This window comes from Enterobacter sp. P82, from assembly GCF_037053385.1.
Taxonomy (GTDB): domain Bacteria; phylum Pseudomonadota; class Gammaproteobacteria; order Enterobacterales; family Enterobacteriaceae; genus Enterobacter.
The window spans coordinates 2,021,275-2,046,979 of record NZ_JBALHX010000001.1 but is presented as its reverse complement, the minus strand read 5'-3'; the positions used below and the strand labels follow the sequence as shown (position 1 = coordinate 2,046,979).

Genomic DNA, 25,705 nt, shown 5'->3' with positions numbered 1-25,705 from the left:
AAAATTTCCAGTGATGTGCCGCGTACGACGCGGCACTGTTTTTCAGGGAAGTAAAACATTGGGATTATTAAAGAAATCACGTCTTACGCACGCTCGTCTAAACGTTCCTGCGCTGGTTCAGGTGGCGGCGCTCGCCATTATTATGATCCGCTGCCTGGACGTGCTGATGATTCTGAACACCCTGGGCGCGCGCGGCATTGGTGAATTTATTCACCGCAGCGTGCAGACGTGGAATCTGACGCTGGTCTTTCTGAGCAGCCTGGTGCTGGTGTTTATCGAGATCTACTGTGCTTTTTCGCTGGTGAAAGGGCGCAACTGGGCGCGCTGGGTCTATCTGCTGACGCAGGTGACCGCTGCCAGCTATCTGTGGGCCGCCTCGCTGGGATATGGCTACCCGGAGCTGTTCAGCATTGCCGGTGAATCCAAACGCGAAATCCTGCGCGCGCTGTTTATGCAAAAACTGCCGGACATACTGGTTCTGTTCCTGCTGTTTGTTCCGGCTTCCAGTCGGCGGTTCTTCCGCCTGCAATAATGTGTATAATCGCAGCCCTCGTGATTTTTAAGGTTTTCATATGCAGTGCGCACTCTATGACGCCGGTCGCTGCCGCTCCTGTCAGTGGATAGAACAGCCGGTCTCTCAACAACTCACCGCCAAAATGGCCGACCTGCAACAGCTGCTGGCAGCACACGCGGTGGGTGAGTGGTGCGCACCCGTCAGCGGCCCGGAGCAGGGCTTTCGCAACAAAGCCAAAATGGTGGTCAGCGGCAGCGTAGAAAAACCGCTGTTGGGGATGCTGCACCGCGACGGCACGCCGGAAGATTTAACTGACTGCCCGCTTTACCCCGCCTCATTTGAGCCCGTCTTTACGGCACTCAAACCGTTTATTGCGCGGGCCGGGTTAACGCCTTACAACGTCGCCCGCAAGCGCGGCGAGCTGAAATACCTTCTGCTGACGGAAAGCCAGATTGACGGCGGCATGATGCTGCGTTTCGTGCTGCGTTCCGAAACCAAGCTGGAACAGCTTCGCGCGGCGCTGCCGTGGTTGCAGGAACAGCTTCCGCAGCTCAGGGTCATTACGGCAAATATTCAGCCGGTGCATATGGCGATCATGGAAGGGGAAAAAGAGGTCTTCTTCACCGAACAACACGCGCTGGCGGAGAATTTCAACGGTGTGCCGCTGTGGATCCGCCCGCAAAGCTTCTTCCAGACCAACCCGACTGTCGCCAGTGCGCTGTACGCCACCGCGCGCGACTGGGTTCGGGCGTTAAACATCCATCATATGTGGGATCTGTTCTGCGGCGTGGGGGGATTTGGTCTGCACTGTGCCACGCCTGAGATGCAGCTTACCGGAATTGAGATCTCCGCTGAGGCTATTGCCTGCGCCAGACAGTCCGCCACTGAGCTAGGGTTAACGAATCTGCACTTCCAGGCGCTGGACTCTACGCAGTTCGCGACCGGACAGGGTAACGTGCCAGAGCTGGTACTGGTAAACCCGCCGCGCCGTGGCATCGGACAAGCGCTATGCGACTACCTGAGCGAGATGGCCCCGGATTACATCGTCTATTCAAGCTGCAACGCGCAGACGATGGCGAAAGACATTGCGCATTTGCCGGGTTATCGCATTGAGCGCGTTCAGCTTTTCGATATGTTCCCGCACACTGCGCACTATGAAGTATTGACGCTACTCGTTAAACAATAAGTGAAGCAGCCGGAGGGCGGGTGCCTCCGGCTGCGATGAGACTTACTGGCTCATGGCGTCTTTTTTACCCATCTCATCCTTTTTCATGTTATCCATTTTGTCCATTTTCCCCATTTTGTCTTTCCCCATGTGATCCTTCTTCATGGCGTCTTTGCACATGTCGCCCTTACACATTTTATCGTGTGGCTGGGACATGTTGTCTTTCGCCATCGTCTCTTTGCTCATGGAGTCTGCCGCCTGCACATTTGCCATAAACAGAGCTGAAAGCACGGTTGCTGCAATGATCATTTTTTTCATGGTATTCCTCGTCGTTTACGTTGTTGTATTAACTGCCACCAAACCAGTTGTAACCCTGGTCTTCCCAGTAACCACCGGGGAAGCGATTGGTGATTTCAATGACCTGAATATGCTTCGGGTTTTTGTACCCCAGCTTGGTCGGGATACGGAGTTTCATGGGATAACCGTACTCAGGAGGGAGGATTTGGTTATCCCAGGTCAGGGCGAGCAGCGTTTGCGGGTGCAACGCGGTCGCCATATCAATGCTGGTGTAGTAATCATCCGCACAGCGGAAGCTGATGTATTTGGCGCGGGTATCGGCACCGATCACCTGCAGAAAATGGCGGAAGGGGATACCACCCCAGCGGCCAATGGCACTCCACCCTTCGACGCAAATATGGCGCGTGATCTGGTTTACCTGCTGCATACGATACAACTCAGGCAGGGACCAGCTGCGGGTGTCTCGCACCAGGCCGCGAATGGCGAGTAGATAATCCCGACCGTCGACCTGCGGAATTTGGTCGCGATCGTAAAAGGCGTTAAACGGGAAAGGGCGGGTGATGTCGCTTTCGGTATATTCAGGTGCCAGATGACGGTCGCTGAACAGGAAACCCTGGACACGATCGTTAAAGCGCGACATTCGTGAAAGTGCAGTTTCAACACTGGCGTTGTCGCTCAGGTCACAGCCTGTAAGCAGCATAATTCCGCCTAACGTCAGCCCCTGTTTAAGAAAGTGACGTCGCTGTGCGTTTACGGATTTTTCGGCGTCCTTGACCAGATATTCCGCGTCGCGGGAAGAGAGAAAGGTTGGTTTTTTCATGAGATACCCTTAGCGACCGCGCAGCATTGCCAGTAATGTTTTAGGGACGAGCAGCACCATAAGCAGGTGGATCACGACAAACGCGACAATGAAGGACATACAAAAGAAGTGGACGTAACGTGCGGTTTCATAGCCTCCCAACAGTTCACGTAAAAGCGGAAACTGAACGGATTTCCAGATAACCAGCCCGGAAAGCACAAGCATTACGCCGGTTAATATGGCCAGTAAGTAGGCCAGTTTTTGCACCATGTTGTAGTGGCTGAGGTCGGCATGCTGCAGTTTTCCCCGCAGGGCCAGCGCCATATCCTTGAGCAACCCCTTAACAGACAAAGGGAAAAAGGTGCGTGCAAAGCGCCCGGTGACAATACCTAACGTGCAGTAGATCAGGCCGTTAATACCTAAAACCCACATCATGGCGAAGTGCCACTGCAGCGCGCCGCCCAGCCAGCCTCCCAGCGTGAAAGAGGACGGAAAAGTGAATGGGAACAACGGCGAGGCGTTATAAATTCGCCATCCGCTGAATACCATGCCAGCCATGGCGAGGGCATTAATCCAGTGACACACCCTGACCCAAAGGGGATGAATAACAGCTGTTGGCAGAGACATGGTGACCTCGTTATTCCATTGCGTGGTCAAATCCTAAGATAAATTCGGTCACCACATCCTCACGGAAGTTTAAATAAAATGTGATAACTCCGGCGGGCGTTATTAGGTAAGCTCAACTGTAATGAAACGGCGTGGATGTGGGTCATGAGTAACGCAAAGAAAATATTGCTGGTGGAGGACGATAGCGATATCGCCACCTTCCTGAGTCTGAACTTAAAAGATGAAGGTTTTGAGATTGTGCACGAAGCCGATGGCGAACGTGCGCTGCTCCAACTGGAGAAACAGCATTGGGATGCCGTGATCCTCGATCTGATGCTGCCTGGCGTGGACGGGCTGGAGATCTGTCGCCGTATCCGCCAGATGACCCGCTATCTGCCCGTCATTATCATCAGCGCTCGCACCAGCGAGACGCACCGGGTGCTGGGGCTTGAGATGGGGGCTGACGATTATCTGCCTAAACCGTTCTCCGTTCTGGAGCTGATTGCTCGCGTCAAGGCGCTCTTTCGACGTCAGGAAGCAATGGGGCAAAATCTTCGTCTGGAGGCGGGCATTATTCGCTGTCACGGCATGGAAATTGACCCCCTGGCACGAGAGGTTCGCCTGCGGGGGGAAACCATCGACTTGACCCCACGTGAGTTTGATTTGCTCTACTGGTTTGCCCGTCATCCGGGCGAGGTGTTCTCCCGTTTATCGTTGCTGGATCATGTCTGGGGCTACCAGCATGAAGGGTACGAGCACACGGTAAATACGCATATTAACCGTCTGCGCGTCAAAATTGAAAAAGATGCCGCAGAGCCAGATATCATCCTGACGGTGTGGGGGAAAGGGTACAAGTTTGCCGTCGAAAAAGCGGAGCCCCACGCATGATAAGCCACTTAACGTTAAGCCAGCGCCTGTCACTTCTTTTTAGCGCCACGCTTGTTTTATGCATGTTTGTGGCATGTGGCGTGCAGCTTTATAGCAGTAAGCAGTACGGCGATGCCATGGTGCAACGTCTGTCAGCGGGGTTGGCGCAGCAGATAGTGAACAGTGAACCGCTTCTGGATAACCAAGGTAAAGCAAACACTGAGAATCTCAAATCGCTGTTCGATCGTCTGATGACGCTTAATCCCAGCGTTGAACTCTACGTCGTGTCGCCTCAGGGACATATTGTGGCAGACGCGGCTCCGGTCGGGCACATGAAGCGTCAAACGATCGACCTTACCCCGTTAAACAACTATTTATCCGGGGCCGCTTTTCCTGTGTATGGCGATGATCCAAGGAGTCTGGATCAACGTAAGGTGTTCAGCGTGGCGCCGATCCTCCTTAACGGCAATCTGCACTCCTACTTGTATATTATTCTCCAGGGTGAAGACCTGAATGCACTGGCGAACACCGCGTGGCACAAGGCCCTGACCGACGCTATTGTAGGATCGCTTTTACTGGCATTACTGTTTGGCGCGCTTGCCTGGTGGTTGGTCAAAAAATGGGTTACCCGTCCAGTGGAACAGTTAACCAGCGAGGTAAATGATCTTGAGCAGGACAGCATCAGCGCCATAAAAAGTCTGGCCGCCCGGCCGGTCAATCTGGCTCCTGAAAACGAAGTCGAACTGCTTCGTAACACATTTATCGAGTTATCGCGCAAGATTGCTTCACAATGGGATCAACTGGCTGACAGCGACCGTCAGCGCAGGGAGTTTATCGCCAATATCTCTCACGATCTCCGCACGCCGCTGACTTCGCTGCTGGGGTATCTCGAAACTCTCTCGCTTAAGTCCGCCACGTTGAGTGCCGAGGAGCAGAATCAATATCTGGCTATCGCCCTGCGTCAGGGACAGAAAGTGCGCCATCTCTCTCAACAGCTGTTTGAACTGGCGCGCCTTGAGCATGGGGGGATTAAACCGCAGCGCGAACGTTTTGCCATGGCTGAATTGATTTCAGATGTGGCGCAAAAATTCGAGCTGACCACGCAGACAAGGCAGTTGCGAATGCATATAGACGTCCCTGGCCCGCTGCCGCTGGTGTATGCCGATGTGTCGATGATTGAGCGGGTGGTCACGAATTTGCTGGATAATGCCGTTCGCCATACCCCGGCAGGAGGCGAGATTTTGCTTAAGGTCTGGCAGGAGAATGGGCTTCTGCAGGTTGAGGTGGCGGACAGTGGCTCAGGTATCGAGCGTGCATTGCGTGACGATCTGTTTCAGCGTCCTTCTGCGTTAAACCCGCAGGCATCGCGGGAGAATCGCGGCGGATTAGGCTTGCTGATTGTGAAGCGAATGCTGGAGCTGCATGGGGGAGGGATCAGGCTGATGGATTCGGTGAGCGGGGCACGTTTCCGGTTCTTTGTGCCATTGTAAGAAATTGCCGGGTAAGGCGAAACCATCACCCGGCAAAAATACTTACTGCGGGAACCACTGATCGCTGATTTTCTGATAGGTGCCGTCCGCTTTAATTGCTTTCAGGGCGCCGTTCAGTTTTTCCAGCAACGCTTTGTTATCCGGACGTACTGCAATGCCCAGACCGGTACCGAAGTACTGTGGATCGGTCACTTTCTCGGTTGCGGTACCCAGCTGCGGGTTAGTTTTCAGCCACTCGTTCACCACGGCAGTGTCACCAAACACGCCATCAATACGGCCATTTTTCAGGTCGATAATCGCGTTCTGGTAGCTGTCATAGGCCACGGTTTTCACTTCAGGATGTTTGTCCTGCAGGTACTTCTGGTGCGTGGTCCCGTTTTCCATCCCAATGCGTTTGCCTTTCAGCTCGTCAAAGGATTTATAAGCACCTTTCTTCGCAATCACCACCGCCGAGTTGGCGTAGTACGGGTCGGTGAACGCGACCTGCTTGCTGCGTTCAGGCGTGATGTCCATCCCGGAGATCACCGCGTCGTATTTTTTGAACTTCAGCGACGGGATAAGGCTGTCAAAAGCATGGTTAGTAAAGGTGCAGTCGGCCTGCATTTGTTTGCACAGCGCTTTTGCCAGATCGATATCGAAACCGACGATCTGATTGCTGGCATCCAGCGATTCAAACGGCGGATAGGTGGCGGACACGCCGAAATTGATTTTATCCGCAGCGGATGCGCCAGCGGCGAAGGTTGCGAGTAATGCGGCCAGAACTAACTTTTTCATTGTAATGCTCCCGTCTGTCTTATTTATGCGCCGTGTCTGCGGCCTGGATGTACAATGCCAGTTAATGAATTTGTATGCAATAAAAATGATTAAATATTGTTTTTATCGTAAAAAAAAGCGGATAACCCATCAGGTTACCCGCTCCATGAATACCGTTTTATGCATTCGCGTGGTTAATTTCTGCGCTCAAATGCCAGCGCTTTACGCTCAATCAGGCGCATCATCAGCGTCAACAGACCGTTAACCACCAGATACACCACGCCTGCGGCACCAAATACCATCACGTCATAGGTGCGTCCGTACAGCAGCTGTCCGTGACCCATCACTTCCATCAGGGTGATGGTGTAGGCCAGAGAAGTACTCTTGAACACCAGCACCACTTCGTTGGAGTAGGAGGAGAGCGCGCGCTTAAAGGCGTACGGTAGCAAAATCGCCAGCGTGTCTTTTTTGCTCATGCCCAGCGCCCCACACGACTGCCATTGCCCTTCCGGGATAGCGCGGATAGCCCCGTAGAACAGTTGGGTGGTATAGGCCGCACTGTTCAGTGAAAGAGCAATCAGGGCACACAGCCACGGCTCAGAGAGCAGGTGCCAGATAACCGGATAGTCCTGCAGCGACGGGAACTGACCCGGGCCGTAGTAAATCAGGAAGATCTGCACCAGCAGCGGCGTACCGGTAAACAGGGTGATGTAGCCGCGCACAATCCACACCAGCACTGGCGTTTTTAGCGTCAGGATGATGGTAAAGATCAGCGCCAGGATCAGCGCGACGATGATGGACGCCACGGTCAGCGTCAGGCTGGTATGAAGCCCTTTCATCAACTCGGGAAAATATTCAAGCATCAGCCTGGTCTCCGTTCAAAGCGCGTCGCACGCAGGTCAATACGCTTGAGGATGTACTGACTGAGCAACGTAATCACCAGGTAGATAGCTGCCGCCACAATGTACCAGGTAAACGGCTCCTGAGTACGGGTGGCGATGCTTTTGGTTTGCAGCATCAAATCATTTACGCTTATCAGGCTCACCAGAGCGGTATCTTTCAGCAGCACCAGCCACTGGTTACCGAGCCCCGGCAGGGCATGACGCCACATTTGCGGCATCACCAGACGGAAGAAGATGGCTGACTTCGGCAAGCCTAACGCCTGACCGGATTCCCATTGCCCCTGCGGTACCGCTTTCAGCGCACCGCGCAGCGTTTGCGACGCGTAGGCGGAGTAGAGCAGAGAGAGGGCAATGACACCGCACAGGAACGGGCTAACGTCAAAATTCTCAATTTGCATCTGCACCGGGATCTGCGCAACGCCAAGGTTAATGGTGAAGCCGTCCGACAGCATTAACAGCAGCTGTGAGGAACCGAAATAGATAAACAGGACCACCAGGATTTCCGGTAGCCCACGCAGCACGGTGACCAGCGCGGATCCTGCCCAGGCGACGGGGAACCATTTTGCTGATTCCCACACCGCGAAGAACATCGCCAGCACAAGGCCGATAATCAGTGCGCAAACGGCAAGGCCGACGGTCATCCCGGCGGCGCTTGCTAAAGGAAAAATTTCATTCATCAGGAATTACTTCTGGAACCATTTTTTGTAGATGGTTTCGTAGGTGCCGTCTTTCTTCACTTTTTCCAGCGCAGCGTTAAATTTCTGCTGCAGCTCAGTGTTGCCCTGACGAACGGCAATCCCCAGACCGGTGCCGAAGTAATCCTTATCGGTCACTTTGTCGCCCACTGGTGCCAGCTTGTCGTTGGCTTTCAGCCACTCGGTCACCACAGCGGTATCACCGAAGACGCCGTCAATACGGCCATTCTGCAGATCCAGCTTCGCGTTCTGGTAGCTGTCATACGGAACAGTGGTGATCTCCGGATGTTTATCCATGATGAATTTCTGGTGTGTGGTGCCGTTCTGTACACCGACTTTCTTGCCTTTCAGCTGATCAACAGAGGTGAATTTCCCTTTCTGACCAATGAACAGGGCGGAGTTGTCGTAGTAAGGGGTGGTAAACAGCACCTGTTTTTCGCGCTCAGGGGTGATGTCCATACCGGCCATCACGGCGTCGATACGGCGGAACTTCAGGCTTGGGATCAGGCTATCGAACGCCTGGTTGCTGAAGGTACAGGTTGCGTCGATCTCTTTACACAGAGCGTTTGCCAGATCCACATCGAAGCCCACAATCTTGTTGTTGGCATCAATGGACTCAAACGGAGGGTAAGACGCTTCCGTGGCGAAACGAATGGTCTGGGCTGCGGTAGCGGAAAGGGTAACGCCAGCAAGCAGCACGGCAAGTAATACTTTTTTCATTATATTTCCCCTGACACAATCAATGAGATAAATAGTTTTTGAAGGCATCGGTTTGCGGGTTGGAGAAGCAGCTCGCATCACCTTGCTCAACGATATAACCGTTTTCCATGTAAACCACGCGGCTGGCGGTTTTGCGCGCCACTTCCACTTCATGGGTTACGATGACCTGAGTAATATTGGTTTCCGCCAGCTCACGAATAATGCTGACGATCTGGGCGGTGATTTCCGGGTCCAGCGCCGCCGTTGGTTCATCAAACAGCAGTACCGCAGGCTCCATCATCAGCGCACGAGCAATCGCCACACGCTGTTGTTGCCCACCAGAAAGGTGCAGCGGATAGCGGTCGCTGTAAGGCTTAAGACGCAGACGCTCCAGCAGTTTTTCGGCACGCGCAATCGCCTGATCTTTGCTTAACCCCAGCACGCGGCACGGGGCTTCAATCAGGTTTTGCAGCACGGTCAGATGCGGCCAGAGATTGTATTGCTGGAAGACCATGCCGACGTTTTGACGCAGTTCGCGAATCGCTTTATCTGACGGGGTTTTCGCGAAATCAAAATGGTTACCGGCGATTGCCAGCGTACCTGAACGTGGCATTTCAAGCAGATTAAGGACACGCAGAAGGGAGCTTTTACCTGCACCGCTTGGGCCAAGCAAAACCAGCGTTTCGCCTTCCGGGCAGTTCAGCGTGATGTCAAACAGCGCCTGGTGTGCGCCGTAGAAGCAGTTAATGCCGTTTAGTTTAATACTCATCGGGGCAGTCTTTACTCATCCAGGCAATCTATAGCAATTGAGGCCGCAGATAGTACCGTTGACAGAATAGTTATGCAATATTTCTGCGTTAAAAGTTAAATATAACCCGTATTTCCTCTTAAACATAGCACAAAATAGCGAACGGCAAGGTCGGCGAGTATAAATGTCGGCATTCCGAATGAAATGCCGCACATTTTTCGGGGGTTACAATTTTGTATCGGATGGTTTAACGGTTTTCAATCGACTGACGCAGCGTACCTGCCGGGGCATGAACGCTGCCGCCGACGTAGCGTACGTCGTCCACCGCCCAGCATTGACCCTCACGGATCATCAACACTTCATCCTGCCAGGTCTGAGTACCCTGAGTCAGCTTCACGCGCAGCGGAATGTTTCGCGCATCCGTGTTCGGAATAGTTGACGCGCTAGCCACTTCGGCGCTGTCAGGCAGTGTGGCGCGGCTGGAGAACGGATCGGATTTCAACAGCGCGTTGTGCTGCGGATCGCGGGTGGCGTCGTTCAGCAATTTTGCCAGCCCATCGCTCAGATACGGGCGCAGGCCGGTGAGATCGTTGCTGCGGTGCTGTATGCGATAATCATAGAACTGCTGCGCCACGGTGTCCGGGCCGCCATCAATACAGGGGCCGCTGCGGGTACCGATATCCTTAAAGGCTGGCGTGACCGTGGTGGTACAGGCGCTGAGCACCAGCGCGCAGGGCACGAAAAGTGTTAAAGCAGAATAGCGCATGTTGATTTCCTTATTTATTAACTATCCTTTCAATCATAGCGTAACGAACCGATAATGCTGTGCCTAAGGCATTGAACGCTAAAGAAGGAGATAAAATATGCAGTTTTCAACAACGCCAACCCTGGAAGGGCAGACCATTACCGAGTACTGCGGTGTGGTCACCGGTGAAGCGATTCTCGGTGCCAACATCTTCCGTGACTTTTTTGCCGGCATCCGCGATATCGTGGGTGGACGCTCTGGCGCATACGAAAAAGAGCTGCGCAAAGCGCGCGAGATCGCCTTTAAAGAGCTCGGCGAGCAGGCGGAAGCGCTCGGCGCGGATGCGGTCGTGGGGATTGATATCGACTACGAAACGGTCGGGAAAGATGCCAGCATGCTGATGGTGAGCGTAAGCGGTACGGCGGTGAAAACTCTTCGATGACGCGTTCGCTTACGGCGCTCCTGCTGGCGCTGTTGCTGGCAGGGTGCACCGCTGAAAAAGGGATTATTGATAAAGGTGCCTACGAGCTGGATACCCGGCATCAGGCGCAGGCGGCTTACCCGCGCATCAAGGTGCTGGTGATCCACTACACCGCGGATGATTTTGACAGCTCGCTCGCCACGCTAACGGATAAAAACGTCAGCTCTCACTATTTGATCCCTGCAAAGCCACCGGCACCGGAAGGAAAACCGCGCATCTGGCAACTGGTGCCCGAGAGCGAACTGGCCTGGCATGCAGGCATTAGCTTTTGGCGGGGTACTAACCGTATCAATGATACATCTGTCGGCATTGAGCTGGAAAACCGTGGCTGGCAAAAGACGTCTGGCGTTAAGCACTTTACTCCTTTTGAACCTGCGCAGATCGCGGCGCTGGTGCCGCTCGCCAAAGACATTATTGCCCGCTACAACATCAGACCTGAAAATGTCGTGGCCCATTCGGATATCGCGCCGCAGCGTAAAGATGACCCCGGTCCGTTGTTTCCGTGGCGGCAACTGGCTCAGCAAGGCATCGGCGCATGGCCCGATCCCGCACGTGTTGCGTTCTATATGAACGGGCGTCCGCGCTATCAGCAGGTGGATACTCCCGCGTTACTCGATCTCCTTGCGCGTTATGGCTATGAAGTACCTGCAGACAGTACGCCGGCGCAGCAAAAACGCATCATCATGGTCTTCCAGATGCATTTCCGGCCCGATCTGTGGAACGGAGTCGCGGATATCGAAACGATGGCCATTGCAGAAGCACTTCTGGAGAAATACGGGCAGGGGTAATCCTTCGGATTGCCCCCGAATGCGCCTGTTTATGCTGAATTGCTTGAGATTAATCTTAAGTACAAACTCAATTCATTTTTAGTTAATTGACTTAAAATTATCCGGATTTAAGATAGACACATAGCTTGCTAAGTAATGCAGCAGATAAATATAACGTACTCGTCCTTTATTTTCTCCTTGAGAATATCATCAGGAAAATATTAAAAGGTTAAGGTCTTATACCTTAGTCTTGCTTTTTAAATTTCACATCTTAAATCGGGTATAATAATGTTAAGCATCTATGCGAAAAAATTACGTCCGCAGCATGAAATGGAAACCATTATCTCTGCAACGTCAGGTTTTGAAGAAAGAACCTTAAAGAAATGGCAAAAAATATCGACCTCTGATTCACAGTATATTCATATTATCGTCAGCGGCGAAGTTGAGTTCCGCCGTGAATCCGACGAGCTGTGTATGTTCACTGTAACGGGCCAGTGCATTTTTGGTCTCTGTGCCATGTACTACAACGCAACGCACATGTATGGCCTCGTTCGTGCCAATACCGTGGTGCGATCAATTAAAAAAGAGGTTTTCGCCCAGCTAATGACTGAAAACAACTTATGGCCGGAACTGACTAAAGTCCTCTCCTGGTACATTTGTATGCTGAGCAAACGAGACGATGTGTTGGTTGCCCGCAGTGCCTATTCAGTCGTACGCGAATTCCTGTACGAAATTAATGAACTGATTATTCATCATCAACGTGATATTAATGTTTATGATTATATTCAGGAGTACACCAATCTGGCGCGTAGTACCATCATTAAAATTCTCTCCGACCTGAAAAAAGGTCAGTATATTGTCGTGGAAAAGGGGCGTCTCCTTAATATGGCAACATTGCCTGAGAAATATTAATTATTCCAGCCGATCGCCTTTCTGACTCAAAGGCGATCGGGTATCTGCTTTATGTAATACACCAGACTGTGAATTCTCCTGCGTTTCGTCAACTGGCGGCGCGGGAATTTTTCCGTGCGAGTAATCCTGTTCTTGTTCTTTTAATGCCTGCTTAAACAATTCGGTTAACGTATCCCGCGACGTATCGTGCGGTTCCGTACCCTCAGGTGCCTGCTGCCAGTCGGCATCATCGCTGTTAATGGGAAGATCCTGCATGGCAGGAATATCATGGTGTACTGGCGCAGGTTTCGGCTCTGGATGGGGGAACGGCTTACTCACATACACATAGTGCATATCTGAAATCTGTGTCTCGGGTTTTACGACGCTGACTTTTTGGACCGGTTCCGGTGCGGGATGACGCAGGTTCCAGTAAGTATGCGTGTACAGTCCCGCCATTAGCATGGCACACAGACTCACCATCCATACGACGGTGTTGGTGAATATTGTTCTCAGGTGGGGGAAACGATACGAAAACCAGACCGCCTCCCCGGTTGTGTAGCTGCGCTGAGCCGCAAGACAGATGGTAGACATCAGGAATGCCCCTCCTGCGTTTGAGTGGTCTGAATCAATACGCTCGGCGTGGTATTGGTTACGCGCATTAACTGCATCAACGTCTCTTCCCCGGGAATACCATCCACATGCAGATGCATTTTTTGCTGGAACTCGCGGGTGCGTTTCATCATTTCCGCCGTCCAGGTTTGAGAGTGGGTTTCCGGTTGGGCAAGGGCCTGACTCAACTGCTGGTCAAGCCAGGTCATATCTTTACTGTCGCTGGCGGTGCCGATCGCGTCTTTACCTTCTGGCGTCAGGCTGTGCAGTTGGGTGTAGTTTCCGGTCGCGTGTTGCTTAAACCAGTTACGGCTCACCTGCCAGGTGCGGTTGTTCATCAGCAGGTCGATTGAGGTCTCTCCGACGCGGGCGACCACGGCATAATTGAGGTGGTTACCCGTTTTCAGTTCACTGATCCACGGATAGCCCTCCTGTGCCAGCACCTCCAGTGAGGCATTTCCCTGTTTACACATCAGGTTCACCTTCGCGGCGTTTTGACACAGAGCATCGTCTGCCGAGGCGTCATAACCCCACATCAGGTAGAGCTGATGCATGGCATCTGACGGGGTGATCATTTCGTTGTCGATAACCGGTACGACAGGCGCCTGAACTTTTGGCGTCTGATGCTGCCAGCTCACCGGAACCGGCAGTTGAACCGGAAGGCGGGCCGTCATCGCTGAGCTGAAATACCAGCCGCAGGCAGCGAACAGCACAGACGCGAATAATCCCACGGTTGCCAGGCGCTTACCGCATTTTTTCCCGGGCAGGGCCTCTCCCGCGGCCAGGCGTAAATGACGTGGGCTGACCTGGCTTGCACGCTCGGTCCAGGCGGCAAGCATCGCGAGGTGTGCCAGTTCATTCAGCTTGCTGATATTCCCTTTGGTCAGGGCATGCATTTTACGCACGCGGGCCGGGGTTAACGGTGAGTTCTCACATCCCTGTTCGTCACACTGCGCCTGCACGTAGTTGAGATATTCCCGGCAGGTGAGGGAGCGCAACGTGTGATGGGTGTGCGTATATTCCCGCAACACAGATTGCTTCATCAGGACGGCTTCCTGATCCTCTGCACCCATCAGCACGATGGAAAGACCAAACTCCAGCTCCTGGGCGCGCGTGAGCAACAGAGCCAGCACCTCCCGGCAGGTGTCTTTCATGGCTTCGGTGTGGGTGATCACCAGCACTTTCGACCTGGTTTTACCGCCTTGCCACTGGTGCAACACCGCATCCACCGCCTGAATCCTGTTCTTGTTCTCTTTCGTTCCCGGGTTGAGCTTATACAGCAGGCTACTGGCACTCAGTTTTGGGAACGCGTTGATGGCAAGAACATTGGGGTTAGCAGATTTCAGGGTATCGCTGAACTGGCCCAGCAGAGGGAGATCGTCAGAAAAGAGCCCCGTAATTCCCGCCAGCTGGGTTTTCTCTTTCAGCAGGTTGAAAACGTCCTGATGATAAGGCACCAGAAAATCCCCGGATAAACGAGTGATCTTGCGAAAGGGCGGATTTTTAAAATTAAAGTGGCTCTGATACATAACGACTTACCGTCTCTGATTGAATAGCAACAGGACGAGAAAGTAAAGCAACGCCACCGAGGGGGCAATTTATACACAGGGTAAAAATATCCTGCTGTCGATACCTAACATCTGAATTTTATACGGTCAATATGTTTTTTCATGAAAGTTAGCGGCAAAGCCAGTGGTCGTATTTATCGCGAGGGATTACGCTTTCCACACATATTAGCGCAGCGTGATGCTGCTTATTTTCGCTTTGCTAAAGGCCAGATGAAAAATGAGGTTCTCATATCTGTCTCGGTGGATAACGCCTTGCATTATGTTTGTGCTGTTAATTTTTTGCGGCCAGCAAGGGTATCGGACGTTTAAAGATTATAAAAAAGTGACGAATAAGTTGGTTAATTCTGATGTGCAGCCAGAGAAAAATCCTCGTGAAGAAAAGACATTCACACTTTTCGCCGCTGCTGTACGTCAGGATAACTTACCTACGGCAGTCAAAGCCCCTCTGGCTGCGGAAATTGAAGGCATCGTACGCAGTGATGATGCCTGGCTTTCCTTCGCTGTGATCAAAACCCCTGGTGGTCAAAAGAGTTACCGCGAAGGTGAGCCACTGGCCGGATTTAACGATGCCTATATTCAGGAAATTAACAAAGATAATGTGGTGGTTAATTACGAAGGTGCTACGCAGGTACTGGCTTTAAATAAACCTGATTATTTTAAGGGCGGCGTTGACAACGGCCCGGTAACCCATTCGACGAAAGATGCAGGTGCGGACAATGTGCATCTGGATGATTATCTGGTGTTAAAACCAATAATCGAAAAGGGGCAGCTGGAAGGCTATAACATTAATCCAAAGGATGCTTCCACCTTCTACAGCCATTCAGGGTTGAAAAAAGGGGATGTGGCAGTAGAAGTGAACTCAGTCGATATGACCGATCAAGCAAAGGCAAAAAGTATTATTGCCAGTTGGTCGAAAATGAAAGAAGCGGAGGTCGTCGTCAGACGTCACGCTCACCTTGAAAATATTCGGGTTAATGTTCTAAACAATTAACAAGTGTACAGACATGAAGAAATTTCCCTGGGCGTGCGTGGCGCTGACCGCATTGTCGTTATATTCGAGTTCGCTGCTTGCAGCCAACTTTAGCGCGAGCTTTAAAAATACCGATATCCGCGAGTTTATTGATACGGTTGGCCGCAATCTTAATAAAACCATTCTCGTCGACCCGTCCGTTCAGGGCACGGTGTCGGTCAGAACCTACAACGTGCTGACGGAAGATGAGTATTACCAGTTCTTTCTGAGCGTGCTGGATTTGTACGGGCTGTCGGTGATCCCGATGGACAACGGTATGGTCAAAGTGGTGCGCTCAAGCGTAGCCCGCACCGCCGGTGCACCGCTGGCAGACAGCAAAAATCCGGGCAAGGGTGATGAGATCATCACTCGCGTCGTGCGCATGGAAAACGTGCCGGTGCGTGAGCTGGCCCCGCTGCTGCGTCAGCTTAACGATGCCACCGGCATCGGCAACGTGGTCCATTTTGAGCCCTCCAACGTGCTGCTGTTAACCGGTAAAGCCTCAGTGGTGAACCGCCTGGTGGATCTGGTTCAGCGCGTGGATAAAGACGGCGTTCAGCGTCGTGAGATTGTGCCGCTGCGCTTTGCGTCCGCGAAGGAGCTCTCAGACATGTTGAACAATCTCAACAACGAAGAGCAGAAAGGGCAAAACGCGCCGCAACTGGCTACCAAAGTGGTGGCGGATGACGAAACGAATAGTCTGGTGATCAGCGGTTCGGAAGATGCGCGGATGCGTACCCGTTCTCTCATTCATCAACTGGATCGCGAGCAGAACAACGAGGGTAACACCCGAGTCTTCTATCTCAAGTATGCCAGTGCCACGAAAGTGGTTCCGGTGCTTACCGGTATTGGCGAACAGCTGAAAGACAAAGCGGGTACGCCAAAGGCGAAAACCGCTACTGCGACAAGCGATCTGAACATTACCGCTGATGAGGCAACCAACTCGCTGGTGATCACCGCGCAGCCAAACGTGATGAACTCTCTGGAGAAGGTGATCGACAAGCTCGACATCCGCCGTCCGCAGGTACTGGTGGAAGCGATCATTGCTGAGGTGCAGGACGGTAACGGACTGGACCTCGGCGTGCAGTGGACCAGTAAACACGGTGGTGTGCAGTTCGGCTCTACCGGGCTGCCCATCAGCCAGGTGAAAAATGGCGTGATGAAAGGGGCAAGTTTCACTGGCCTGGCGACAGGATTCTTTAACGGTGATTTCGGGGCCCTGATGACCGCGCTCTCCACCGATGGCAAAAATGACATTCTTTCGACCCCAAGCGTGGTCACGCTGGATAACAAAGAAGCGTCGTTCAACGTGGGTCAGGATGTGCCGGTGCTTTCCGGTTCGCAAACCACCAGTGGTGACAACGTCTTTAACTCTGTTGAGCGTAAGACGGTCGGTACCAAGCTGAAGATTGTGCCGCAAATCAACGACGGGGATATGATCCATCTGAAGATCGAGCAGGAAGTATCCAGCGTCGACAACAGCGCAACGGAAGACGCCAGCCTCGGCCCAACCTTCAACACCCGTACTATCAACAACGAAGTGATGGTGCACAGTGGGCAGACGGTGGTGCTTGGCGGACTGATGGAAAACGTCACCAAACAGTCGGTTTCCAAAGTGCCGCTGCTCGGCGATATCCCGCTGGTCGGTCAGCTGTTCCGCTACACCTCGCAGGATACGTCCAAACGCAACCTGATGGTATTCATCCATACCACTGTCCTGCGTGACGACGATAACTACAGTGCGGCGTCGAAAGAGAAATATGACCAGATCCGCGCCCGCCAGCAGCAGCGTATGGAAGAGAAAAAACTCGGCATCGTTGAACCAACCGATAATGCGATCTTGCCTGCATTACCCTCTACCTCCCGCAATCCATTTAAAGAGTAAGGGAGGCATAACGTGGACGAGCTGAGTAAAACTCTGTGTAGCAGTAGCTACGCGAAAGATAATGGCGTTTTATTTTACAACAATGATGTCTATATCCGTGATGACACCCCGGCGTTTGCTCTGCTGGAGGTTCACCGGGTGCTGGGGCGTGCGTTTGTTCCGGTAACCCTGACGTCTGACGCCTTCGATGAGATGTTGGCTAAAATCTGGCAGCAGAGCAGCGGTGTGTCTCAGCAGCTGGTGGACGATATGGACGCGGATATCGATCTGATGGCGTTAACCGAGGAGATCCCGGATAACGAAGATCTGCTCGATAACGACGAAAACTCCCCGGTGATCCGCCTGATCAACGCCATTCTCGGCGAGGCGGTTAAGGATGGTGCGTCAGATATTCATATCGAAACTTTCGAGCGCACGCTGAGTATTCGCTTCCGCGTCGACGGCGTACTGCGCCCGGTGTTGCAACCCGCGCGTAAACTCGCGCCGCTGCTGGTGTCACGTATTAAGGTCATGTCAAAACTCGATATTGCCGAGAAGCGCCTGCCGCAGGATGGCCGTATCTCCCTGCGCATTGGTCGTAAGGCGATTGACGTGCGTGTGTCGACCATTCCATCCCAGTATGGCGAGCGTGTGGTGATGCGTCTGCTCGATAAAAGCAATCTCAAGCCCGACATCAACAAACTGGGGTTGATTGATGAAGAGCTGGAGAAGTTAAAAGGGCTGATTGACCGTCCGCACGGCATTATCCTGGTCACCGGGCCAACGGGTTCCGGTAAAAGTACCACCCTGTACGCCATTCTGTCGGCTCTGAACGGCCATGAACGCAATATTCTGACCGTTGAAGATCCGATTGAATACGAGCTGGAAGGGGTGGGGCAGACGCAGGTTAACCCGCGCGTGGACATGACCTTTGCCCGCGGGCTGCGCGCAATTCTGCGTCAGGACCCGGACGTGGTGATGATTGGGGAAATTCGTGATGGTGAGACCGCGCAAATTGCGGTGCAGGCGTCGCTGACCGGTCACCTGGTTATGTCTACGCTGCACACCAACAGTGCCGCAGGGGCGATTACCCGTCTGCGGGATATGGGGCTGGAGTCCTTTTTAATCGGTTCATCGTTACTCGGTGTCATTGCCCAGCGTCTGGTGCGTCGGTTGTGTTCTCACTGTCGAACCACCAGTCCGCTGGATGACAATGAAAAGGCGCTGTTCGGCTTTATGGCGACGCCACCCAAAATGATTTATCGCGCGGTAGGGTGCGAACACTGCCGCCAGAGCGGCTATCAGGGTCGGGCCGGTATTCATGAATTCCTGGTGGTGGACAGCACTATGCGCCGCGCCATTCATGAAGATAAAGACGAGATGTCCATCGAAACACAGCTCTTTAAGCAGGCCTACAGTCTGCGTGAAAACGGGCTGTTGAAAGTGATCGGCGGCGTAACGTCTCTTGAAGAGGTGATGCGGGTGACCGCCGAGCGTGGAGGGGATGCGTAATGGCCTTCTACGCCTGGACGGCAACGGATGTCGCGGGCAAAACCGTGCGTGGAGCGTTGCAGGCCGAAGGGCAGAAGCAGGTTCGCCAGATGTTGCGCGAGCAAAAGCTGATGCCCGTCAGCATCACCGAGACCCGTGAAGCAGCGTCAGCTGGAAAAGCGAAAACGGGGACAAAGCTCTCCACCCCGGTACTGTCGATGTTTACCCGCCAGCTCTCCACGCTGGTCAACGCCGCGCTGCCGCTGGAGAGCGCGCTGAAAGCAATCTCGAAGCAGACGGAAGACAAAAAGCTGGCGGCGATGGTGGTGGAGATCCGCGAGAAGGTGGTGGAAGGGCACACGCTCTTTGACGCCTTCAGCCAGTTTCCGCGCACCTTCGACAAACTCTACTGCACGCTGGTGATGGCTGGTGAAAAGACCGGCCACCTGGGCGACGTGCTGGAGAAGCTGGCCGAGTACAACGAGCAGCGTCAGAAGATGAAAAGCAAGCTGACGCAGGCGATGGTCTACCCCATCACCCTGACGGTGGTGGCCATCGCGGTCATCAGTATTCTGCTGGTGGCGGTGGTGCCGCAGGTGATCGAGCAGTTCACCCACATGAAGCAGCAACTGCCGATCACCACCCGGACGCTGATTGCGGTGAGTGATTTCCTGCAGGCCTACGGCATCTACATTGTCGGCGTGCTGGGCGGGGGATTCATCGGCTTTAAGACCTGGCTCAGGCATACCAAAAACCGTTTCAAATGGAACCGCTGGCTGGTTAACGGATCGCCAGTTAAAAAGCTGGTGTGCGCCATTAACAGTGCCCGTTATATCCGTACCCTGAGTATTCTTCAGGCCAGCAGCGTGCCGTTACTGGAAGGGATGTATATCGCGATGGACGGCATTGAAAACCTCTATGCCCGGCAGGTGCTGGAGCAGGCAGCAGATACCGTGCGCCAGGGGGCGTCGCTGTATGCCGCGCTGGAACAAGCGAAATTATTCCCGGCGACCATGCTGTATATGATTGCCTCCGGCGAAGAGAGCGGCGAATTAGGCAATTTAATGGATCGCGCGGCGGAAAACCAGGAATCGGCATTACAGCATCGAATTACGTTAACGCTGTCGGTATTTGAACCGGCACTGGTGGTATCTATGGCAACGATTGTTTTATTCATCGTGCTGTCAATATTACAACCGCTTCTGCAACTTAATAATATGGTAGGTTAAAACATGGTTATGAAAAGAAAACACCTGGCACGTCAGGCGGGGTTTACTTTGCTCGAATTAATGGTGGTTATTGTTATTCTCGGCGTGTTAGCGAGTATGGTGGTGCCAAACTTAATGGGAAATAAAGAAAAGGCCGATACCCAAAAAGCGACCAGCGATATTGTCGCGCTCGAAGGCTCCCTGGATATGTATAAGCTGGATAACCACCGTTATCCGACAACGGAACAGGGTTTGCAGGCGCTGGTGACTAAACCTGAAATCGCGCCAATCCCGAACGGCTACCGTGCTGACGGCTATATTCGTCGCCTGCCGCAGGACCCGTGGGGAGGAGAGTATATTCTGGTGAGCCCGGGCGAACACGGTGCGGTCGATGTCTTCTCTGCAGGGCCTGACGGTGAAGCCAATACTGCCGATGATATTACGAACTGGTCTCTGGATAAGAAAGAGAAATAATGAAAAATCAACGCGGCTTTACGTTGCTGGAAATTATTCTGGCGTTGGTGATATTTGCCAGTTGCGCCATGATGGTTGTGTCAACAATACCTTCGCGCAGCGGTGCGGATATATTTGGTCAGCAATTAAAAGCCCTCGTTGATTATGGTTCAGACCGTGCGGTGATGGACGGAAATATCGTCGGGCTGGTGCTAACCACGGATAACTATCAGTTGGTGACGCTCGACGATAAAAACGGCGAGCGGCACTGGGTACCGTTATCCGCAGGTCGTATTACCACCAAAGGCGATTTCCCTGAGGAAATGCACGTTTCGCTCTCGCCGCAGCGTCTTGCCGCCACGGTCGCCTCCGAGCCGCAGGTGCTCTTTTTGCCGGACGGTGAAATCAGCCGCTTCACGCTGACGCTGCAAAGCTACGACAAACAGCACCATTTCCGCGTGGTGTCGCAAGGTGCGGCCCCGGTATCGGTAGAAAACGATGACTAAAGGCAACGCTAAGCAAAAGGGCATGACGCTGCTGGAGGTGATGGTCGCGCTGGTCATCTTCTCGACTGCCGCACTGGCGCTGATGAACTCGGTCTCCCTGAACGTGCGTTTCACCCATGGTCTGGCCGACACATTGCAGGCGAGCTGGGTGGCCGAGAACCAGCTGGCGGAAGCGCAGCTCGCGAAAACCGACTTCCCGGATGCTGAGCAGCAGGGAACGGAAATCATGGGCGGACGCAGCTGGAACTGGCGCAAGCAGCGGGTCAAAACCGCCGACAACAGCTGGGCTAACGCCATCCGCGTGTATGCGGAAGGCGACGACAGCCAGCCGGTAATCTCACTGCAAATCATTGGGCCGGGAGAGAGCAAGTGAAGAAAACCCGACGCCAGCGCGGATTTACCCTGCTGGAGATCATGATTGCGCTGACCATCTTTGCGGTGATCAGCACTCTGGCCTGGCAAATTCTGGACGGCGCGATGCGTACCAGCTCGGCAACTGATGCCAGCGCGGCGAAGCTCAATCAGCTTCAGCGGGCCTGGAACCTGATGGAGCGTGATTTCTACCAGCTTCAGGCGCGTGCCCCGCGTAACGAGCCGGATCGGTTTCGTCAGGTTGGTGATGCGCTTGAATTGACCACCCTGAACGGCGTGAGCGGAACGGTACAACTGGAGCGCGTGCGCTGGCGGCTGGAAGAGGGGCACCTGTATCGCGACGTCTGGCCGGTGATTGACGGCCCGGTGGACGCCAAACCCGACGAGGTGCCGATTGTCAGCGAGGTGAAATCCCTGCAGTGGCGTTTTTACCGTCAGGGCTGGCTGAAAAGCTGGAGCGACCCGGCGCATCTGCCGGACGGCGTAGAACTGACGCTGACCATGGAAAACGGTGATACCTGGCGCTGGGTGTTTACGACCCCGGGCGATCTGCCGGAAGCTGCGTCGCCTGTGTCGCCAGCGGCACCGGAAGCAACATCATGAGTGTATTACGCAAACAGAAAGGGGTGGCCCTGCTGGTGGTGTTGATCCTGCTGGTCATGATGTCGGCGCTGGCCGCTAAAATCAGCCAGCAATTTTGCCGCAACCTGCAAAAAACGCATTACCAGGTGAGCCAGCAGCAGCTGCGCTGGGCGATGCAGGCGCAGGAGAAGGTGGTGAAAGACCGGCTGCAAGCCGACGCCAGCGGCGAGAGTAAAGCCCTCACGCTTGAGGGCGACTGGCATCAACCGCTGGAAACACGCGGGGAAGACTATACGGTCGTCAGCCAGATAGAAGACGCGCAGGACTGTTTTAACGTTAATAACCTGCTGGCCGCTGAGAAAATTGCGCAAGGGCAAAATGTGCCTGTCACGCCGAAAAAATCGCGTAAGGAGCTGATTGTTGAACAGCTTCTGACAGAGAGTGGCCTGAGTCACTCCGCGGCAGAAGAGGTGTATCAACAGCTGGTGGACTATCTCGATGGCGATATGACGACGGCCAAAGAAGGTACCGAGACCGATGCCTGGGCTGGCGTGGTGCCTGTCCGTCAACCGGCGAACCAGATGATGCGCACGATTGCGGAGATCACGCTGCTGCCGGCATTTCCGGCAACGGCATACCCGAAGGTGAGCAAGCTGTTATGCGCATTACCGGACTCCGCCAGCAAGGTGGATGTGAACACGCTGAAACCGGCGCAGGCGGCCTTACTGGCCGCGATGTTCCCCGGAAAAATGAATGAAGATGACGCCCTGCGCCTGATTGAATCGCGCCCTGAAACTGGCTGGGAAAATATGGAAGCGTTCAGCAAAGCGCTGGAACGGGCCTTCCCACAGCTAAAGGACGATCTCCCGCAGGTGGCTGAGTTCTTCTCAACCAATAGTCGGTATTTCCGCGTCAATTATACCGGCAATACCGATGAATTAACGCTTCGCGTGGTGAGCCAGCTTCAGGTCAACAATGAGGCTGGCGAGATCGTGACGTGGCAACGTCGTTACCGAATGATTGAATAAGAAAAGTAGAACACTATGAAACAGGTACTTTTTGTTCGTCCCGACAGCCGCGAGGACGGGAAAATTATGTGGTGTCTCTCCGGCAGCGAACAGGTTGAGGTGGTGGATAGCCTGGACGCACTGGTGAACCATCCTCTGGCCGCCCGAGTTTGTCTGCTGCTGCCCGCGAGTAATATGATTTTCCGCCATTTTACGTTGCCGAAGAAAGTCGCCTCGCAGGCGACGGCGTTCTCGTGGATGGCGGAAGAGACGCTGATTGGCGATGTGGACAACCTTCACTGGACAGTGCTTAACAAAAAGGGTGCCGAGGTGGACGCCGTAGCCATCGACGCCGATTGTCTGCGCGGGTGGTTAAACCGCTGTCAGGACGCTGGGTTGACGGTCATACAGGCGCTGCCGGATGCCTGGTTGCTGCCTGCAACGGCAGGCGGAAGCACGCTTGTCGCCATGGACGACGGTTACTGGCTGCGTTTATCACCGCATGTCGCCTGCGAAATAGCGCCGGGCCTGTTGCCCCTTTTACTGCAGAAAGCGGGAGAGGGAGAGGTGTGCTGTTACGGGGAAACGCCTGCCGATGTTGACGTCGATACCGTGCAACCCTGGCAGCATCCACTGGTGTTGATCCAGCCGCAGTGGCAAACCTGCCGCGTCACGCTCCTGCATGGTCAGTTCAGCGCGAAAGCGACCACGGGTAAAGCCGCGAAGAGCATCAAAGCGGCGATGGCCGCAGCAGGCTTGCTCTCTCTTGGCCTGTTACTGGGCCCGCGGATCGCCATGGCATGGATGCTGGTGCAACAGGAAAATCAGGTTCAGCAGGAGATCCTTCAGGTTTACCAGCACCATTTCCCCAGCATGCGCCAGCAGACCAATATCAAATATCACTTTGGTCAAAACATGAAAAAGCAGCGTAAAGGGGTATTTCTGCAACTGGACGATCTGGAAAAAGCCAGACAGGCGGTACCAGGAGTGGAGATCACTTTGCTCGAATACGATGCCCGGCAAAACACGTTGACGCTGAGCGTGAGTTCGCAAAACCAAACTGCCTTGCAGACGTTTGTGGATCAGGCGGGTGAATATTTTGATTTCACACTCCAGCCTGTTTCTACGTCTGCACCTTATACCGCCATGATTGCAGGGAAATATAAATGAAAGCGCGAATCGCCCAGCTCAAGTCTCGTTATCAGCATTACAGCGCCAGAGAAAAAACTGTCCTGAAAATATGTGCCGTCGCCATATTCGGGAGCGCTATATATTATGCAGGTGTTATCCCTCTGGATAATATGATTCAAAATAGTAAAGCCACGCTCACCAGACAAAAAGAGACGCTGAACTGGATGCGCAGCGAAATAAATAAAAACCACCTTCCGGTTCAGGTTGTTAAAACAAACAATCCGCGCACGGTGGTGGAAAACAGCGCACATGAAATTAATCTCTCTCTGACCGATGTGCGTCAGGATGGACAAACATTATCGTTCGTGGTTAGTCGCGTTAATGTCTACGAATTAAAAAGCTGGCTGCGGGAAATTAACCAGACATCCGGTGTCAGACTGCAAAAAATGAACCTCACACCGGTCGATCACCTCAGTGATGTGAAAGCAGAAGTACAGCTCACCTGGAGCAAAACCGCATGAATACTTTCGCGCTGATGCGGGACACCTGGCCTGTGGGGTTCCCGGTAATGAGTGCGATATTGGGCAGCATTGTGGGGAGTTTTCTTGGCGTCGTCGCCGAGCGCGTACCTGGCATGGTGATGGAAGAGGAAGGCAGTGGCAATTTGCTGTTCCCGGCCTCGCACTGCCCGGTATGCCAGCACACGCTTGCCGCCTGGGAGAATATCCCGCTGGTCAGCTGGCTGGTATTACGCGGACGCTGTCGAAGCTGCCACACCGCCATCCCATTGCGGATATTTTTAATCGAACTTTTTTCTGCACTTTTTTTTGGTATTACAGCCTGGTGTGTGCCGGACGTACAGGCATTGTTTTCCCTTTGGCTGCTGGCCGCTTTTTTATTGCCGCTGACCATGATCGACTGGCGGTATCAACTGCTGCCGGATTGCCTGACCCAGCCGCTGCTCTGGGCGGGATTGCTGCTCCATGCTTTTGACCACCGGTTGCCCTTGCGGGATGCGCTGTTCGGTGCCGTGGCGGGTTACCTGTCGCTCTGGTTACTTTATTGGGCGTTTCGCCTGACAACCGGGCGGGAAGGTCTGGGGTACGGCGATTTTAAGCTGCTGGCGGCCTTAGGGGCCTGGTGCGGCTGGCAGTCGTTGCCTGTACTTGAATTAGTGGCAGCGTTGAGCGGTATTGTCGGCTATTTCATTTTATTTAATTTAAATAAAAATAACCTCACGATTTCTTTCGGGCCGTATCTCTCATTTGCTGGAATAGTGGTGTTTATTAGTCAGCAGTTTGCTTTCATTTTTTAAATATTCAGGTCAAGTTTTTTTATAAATTTTTTTGACGGTGGAAGAGAGGGACGTCTCTTTGTGCCCAGTGTATCGTAAGGGATATAAGCTACACGGAATTGGGGCTTGTATCTTTTTATGGAGGAATACAACGCAGCAAAAACGTTTTTTTTCTCGGTTTTCAGATTGGTT

30 protein-coding genes are annotated in these 25,705 nt (G+C 53.4%); 19 read left to right on the top strand and 11 right to left on the bottom strand.

Annotated elements, in window-relative coordinates; all coding sequences use genetic code 11:
* Positions 1-13: 13 nt before the first annotated feature.
* Both WB237_RS09750 and rlmC read left to right on the top strand, forming a co-directional pair.
* Complete coding sequence (locus WB237_RS09750; protein ID WP_336213549.1) at positions 14-532, top strand: YbjO family protein; 519 nt, start codon at positions 14-16, stop codon at positions 530-532.
* 40 nt (positions 533-572) lie between these two features.
* A complete protein-coding gene (gene rlmC / locus WB237_RS09745) occupies positions 573-1,700 on the top strand; it encodes a 23S rRNA (uracil(747)-C(5))-methyltransferase RlmC (protein ID WP_336212622.1) in 1,128 nt (375 codons plus the stop codon).
* Positions 1,701-1,742: 42 nt separating this feature from the next.
* On the opposite strand, the gene WB237_RS09740 is transcribed toward rlmC, so the two are convergent.
* The 3 genes from WB237_RS09740 to WB237_RS09730 are packed head-to-tail and all read right to left on the bottom strand — an operon-like array spanning position 1,743 to position 3,402.
* Positions 1,743-1,997 (bottom strand): hypothetical protein, encoded by a 255-nt coding sequence (locus WB237_RS09740; protein WP_129996355.1) that lies wholly within the window; start codon positions 1,995-1,997, stop codon positions 1,743-1,745.
* A 28-nt stretch (positions 1,998-2,025) separates the two neighbouring features.
* Positions 2,026-2,796, bottom strand: a complete 771-nt coding sequence (locus WB237_RS09735) for a molybdopterin-dependent oxidoreductase (protein ID WP_336212617.1) — start codon at positions 2,794-2,796, stop codon at positions 2,026-2,028.
* A gap of 9 nt (positions 2,797-2,805) precedes the next feature.
* Complete coding sequence (locus WB237_RS09730) at positions 2,806-3,402, bottom strand: cytochrome b/b6 domain-containing protein (protein WP_336212614.1); 597 nt, start codon at positions 3,400-3,402, stop codon at positions 2,806-2,808.
* Positions 3,403-3,546: 144 nt separating this feature from the next.
* Between WB237_RS09730 and WB237_RS09725 the strand changes: the two genes are divergently transcribed.
* Both WB237_RS09725 and WB237_RS09720 read left to right on the top strand, forming a co-directional pair.
* A complete protein-coding gene (locus tag WB237_RS09725) occupies positions 3,547-4,269 on the top strand; it encodes a response regulator transcription factor (RefSeq protein WP_336212612.1) in 723 nt (240 codons plus the stop codon).
* Positions 4,266-5,738 (top strand): sensor histidine kinase, encoded by a 1,473-nt coding sequence (locus WB237_RS09720; RefSeq protein WP_336212610.1) that lies wholly within the window; start codon positions 4,266-4,268, stop codon positions 5,736-5,738. The genes WB237_RS09725 and WB237_RS09720 overlap by 4 nt, the downstream gene beginning before the upstream one ends.
* Before the next feature lie 42 nt (positions 5,739-5,780).
* On the opposite strand, the gene artJ is transcribed toward WB237_RS09720, so the two are convergent.
* The 6 genes from artJ to WB237_RS09690 all read right to left on the bottom strand — a co-directional run bounded on the left by artJ (position 5,781) and on the right by WB237_RS09690 (position 10,301).
* Positions 5,781-6,512, bottom strand: coding sequence for an arginine ABC transporter substrate-binding protein ArtJ (artJ, locus tag WB237_RS09715; RefSeq protein WP_028019301.1), 732 nt, complete (start codon positions 6,510-6,512; stop codon positions 5,781-5,783).
* A gap of 173 nt (positions 6,513-6,685) precedes the next feature.
* Positions 6,686-7,354 carry an arginine ABC transporter permease ArtM gene (gene artM / locus WB237_RS09710; RefSeq protein ID WP_024907847.1) on the bottom strand — a complete coding sequence of 223 codons (669 nt, stop codon included), beginning with the start codon at positions 7,352-7,354 and terminating at the stop codon, positions 6,686-6,688.
* A complete protein-coding gene (gene artQ, locus WB237_RS09705; protein ID WP_336212604.1) occupies positions 7,354-8,070 on the bottom strand; it encodes an arginine ABC transporter permease ArtQ in 717 nt (238 codons plus the stop codon). The genes artM and artQ overlap by 1 nt, the downstream gene beginning before the upstream one ends.
* Positions 8,071-8,076: 6 nt before the next feature.
* Positions 8,077-8,808, bottom strand: a complete 732-nt coding sequence (artI, locus tag WB237_RS09700) for an arginine ABC transporter substrate-binding protein ArtI (RefSeq protein ID WP_008500032.1) — start codon at positions 8,806-8,808, stop codon at positions 8,077-8,079.
* A 19-nt stretch (positions 8,809-8,827) separates the two neighbouring features.
* Positions 8,828-9,556: an arginine ABC transporter ATP-binding protein ArtP gene (gene artP / locus WB237_RS09695; RefSeq protein WP_028019297.1), complete on the bottom strand. Its 729-nt coding sequence runs from the start codon at positions 9,554-9,556 to the stop codon at positions 8,828-8,830.
* Between the two features lie 226 nt (positions 9,557-9,782).
* Complete coding sequence (locus tag WB237_RS09690; protein ID WP_028019296.1) at positions 9,783-10,301, bottom strand: lipoprotein; 519 nt, start codon at positions 10,299-10,301, stop codon at positions 9,783-9,785.
* 97 nt (positions 10,302-10,398) lie between these two features.
* Between WB237_RS09690 and WB237_RS09685 the strand changes: the two genes are divergently transcribed.
* The 3 genes from WB237_RS09685 to WB237_RS09675 all read left to right on the top strand — a co-directional run bounded on the left by WB237_RS09685 (position 10,399) and on the right by WB237_RS09675 (position 12,440).
* Positions 10,399-10,722 carry a heavy metal-binding domain-containing protein gene (locus WB237_RS09685; protein WP_023310944.1) on the top strand — a complete coding sequence of 108 codons (324 nt, stop codon included), beginning with the start codon at positions 10,399-10,401 and terminating at the stop codon, positions 10,720-10,722.
* Entirely contained in the window at positions 10,719-11,549 is an 831-nt protein-coding gene (locus tag WB237_RS09680) for an N-acetylmuramoyl-L-alanine amidase (RefSeq protein WP_049005435.1), read from the top strand. Before WB237_RS09685 ends, WB237_RS09680 begins: the two co-directional genes overlap by 4 nt.
* A gap of 267 nt (positions 11,550-11,816) precedes the next feature.
* Positions 11,817-12,440 (top strand): helix-turn-helix domain-containing protein, encoded by a 624-nt coding sequence (locus WB237_RS09675; protein WP_336212596.1) that lies wholly within the window; start codon positions 11,817-11,819, stop codon positions 12,438-12,440.
* On the opposite strand, the gene WB237_RS09670 is transcribed toward WB237_RS09675, so the two are convergent.
* Positions 12,441-13,010 (bottom strand): hypothetical protein, encoded by a 570-nt coding sequence (locus WB237_RS09670; RefSeq protein ID WP_336212593.1) that lies wholly within the window; start codon positions 13,008-13,010, stop codon positions 12,441-12,443. It lies immediately after the preceding gene.
* On the bottom strand, positions 13,010-14,557 hold the full coding sequence (locus tag WB237_RS09665; RefSeq protein WP_336212591.1) for an ExeA family protein: 1,548 nt from the start codon (positions 14,555-14,557) through the stop codon (positions 13,010-13,012). The genes WB237_RS09670 and WB237_RS09665 overlap by 1 nt, the downstream gene beginning before the upstream one ends.
* A gap of 298 nt (positions 14,558-14,855) precedes the next feature.
* On the opposite strand from WB237_RS09665, the gene gspC reads away from it, so the two are divergent.
* Genes gspC through WB237_RS09605 form a run of 12 tightly spaced genes read left to right on the top strand, consistent with a single transcriptional unit; the run spans position 14,856 to position 25,534 of the window.
* Positions 14,856-15,587, top strand: a complete 732-nt coding sequence (gene gspC, locus WB237_RS09660) for a type II secretion system protein GspC (RefSeq protein WP_336212589.1) — start codon at positions 14,856-14,858, stop codon at positions 15,585-15,587.
* A gap of 13 nt (positions 15,588-15,600) precedes the next feature.
* Positions 15,601-17,490, top strand: coding sequence for a type II secretion system secretin GspD (gene gspD / locus WB237_RS09655; protein WP_336212587.1), 1,890 nt, complete (start codon positions 15,601-15,603; stop codon positions 17,488-17,490).
* Positions 17,491-17,502: 12 nt separating this feature from the next.
* Complete coding sequence (gene gspE, locus WB237_RS09650; RefSeq protein WP_336212585.1) at positions 17,503-18,981, top strand: type II secretion system ATPase GspE; 1,479 nt, start codon at positions 17,503-17,505, stop codon at positions 18,979-18,981.
* Positions 18,981-20,189 (top strand): type II secretion system inner membrane protein GspF, encoded by a 1,209-nt coding sequence (gene gspF / locus WB237_RS09645; protein ID WP_336212583.1) that lies wholly within the window; start codon positions 18,981-18,983, stop codon positions 20,187-20,189. The genes gspE and gspF overlap by 1 nt, the downstream gene beginning before the upstream one ends.
* Positions 20,190-20,192: 3 nt before the next feature.
* Positions 20,193-20,642, top strand: coding sequence for a type II secretion system major pseudopilin GspG (gspG, locus tag WB237_RS09640; RefSeq protein ID WP_336212581.1), 450 nt, complete (start codon positions 20,193-20,195; stop codon positions 20,640-20,642).
* Positions 20,642-21,127, top strand: a complete 486-nt coding sequence (gene gspH / locus WB237_RS09635; protein WP_028019286.1) for a type II secretion system minor pseudopilin GspH — start codon at positions 20,642-20,644, stop codon at positions 21,125-21,127. Before gspG ends, gspH begins: the two co-directional genes overlap by 1 nt.
* Complete coding sequence (gene gspI, locus WB237_RS09630; RefSeq protein WP_028019285.1) at positions 21,120-21,500, top strand: type II secretion system minor pseudopilin GspI; 381 nt, start codon at positions 21,120-21,122, stop codon at positions 21,498-21,500. Before gspH ends, gspI begins: the two co-directional genes overlap by 8 nt.
* On the top strand, positions 21,497-22,102 hold the full coding sequence (gspJ, locus tag WB237_RS09625) for a type II secretion system minor pseudopilin GspJ (protein WP_336212577.1): 606 nt from the start codon (positions 21,497-21,499) through the stop codon (positions 22,100-22,102). The genes gspI and gspJ overlap by 4 nt, the downstream gene beginning before the upstream one ends.
* Positions 22,099-23,109 (top strand): type II secretion system minor pseudopilin GspK, encoded by a 1,011-nt coding sequence (gene gspK / locus WB237_RS09620; protein WP_336212575.1) that lies wholly within the window; start codon positions 22,099-22,101, stop codon positions 23,107-23,109. Before gspJ ends, gspK begins: the two co-directional genes overlap by 4 nt.
* 15 nt (positions 23,110-23,124) lie before the next feature.
* On the top strand, positions 23,125-24,258 hold the full coding sequence (gene gspL / locus WB237_RS09615; protein ID WP_336212573.1) for a type II secretion system protein GspL: 1,134 nt from the start codon (positions 23,125-23,127) through the stop codon (positions 24,256-24,258).
* Entirely contained in the window at positions 24,255-24,740 is a 486-nt protein-coding gene (locus tag WB237_RS09610) for a type II secretion system protein M (RefSeq protein WP_336212571.1), read from the top strand. Before gspL ends, WB237_RS09610 begins: the two co-directional genes overlap by 4 nt.
* Positions 24,737-25,534 (top strand): prepilin peptidase, encoded by a 798-nt coding sequence (locus tag WB237_RS09605; RefSeq protein ID WP_336212569.1) that lies wholly within the window; start codon positions 24,737-24,739, stop codon positions 25,532-25,534. The genes WB237_RS09610 and WB237_RS09605 overlap by 4 nt, the downstream gene beginning before the upstream one ends.
* Positions 25,535-25,705 lie beyond the last annotated feature (171 nt).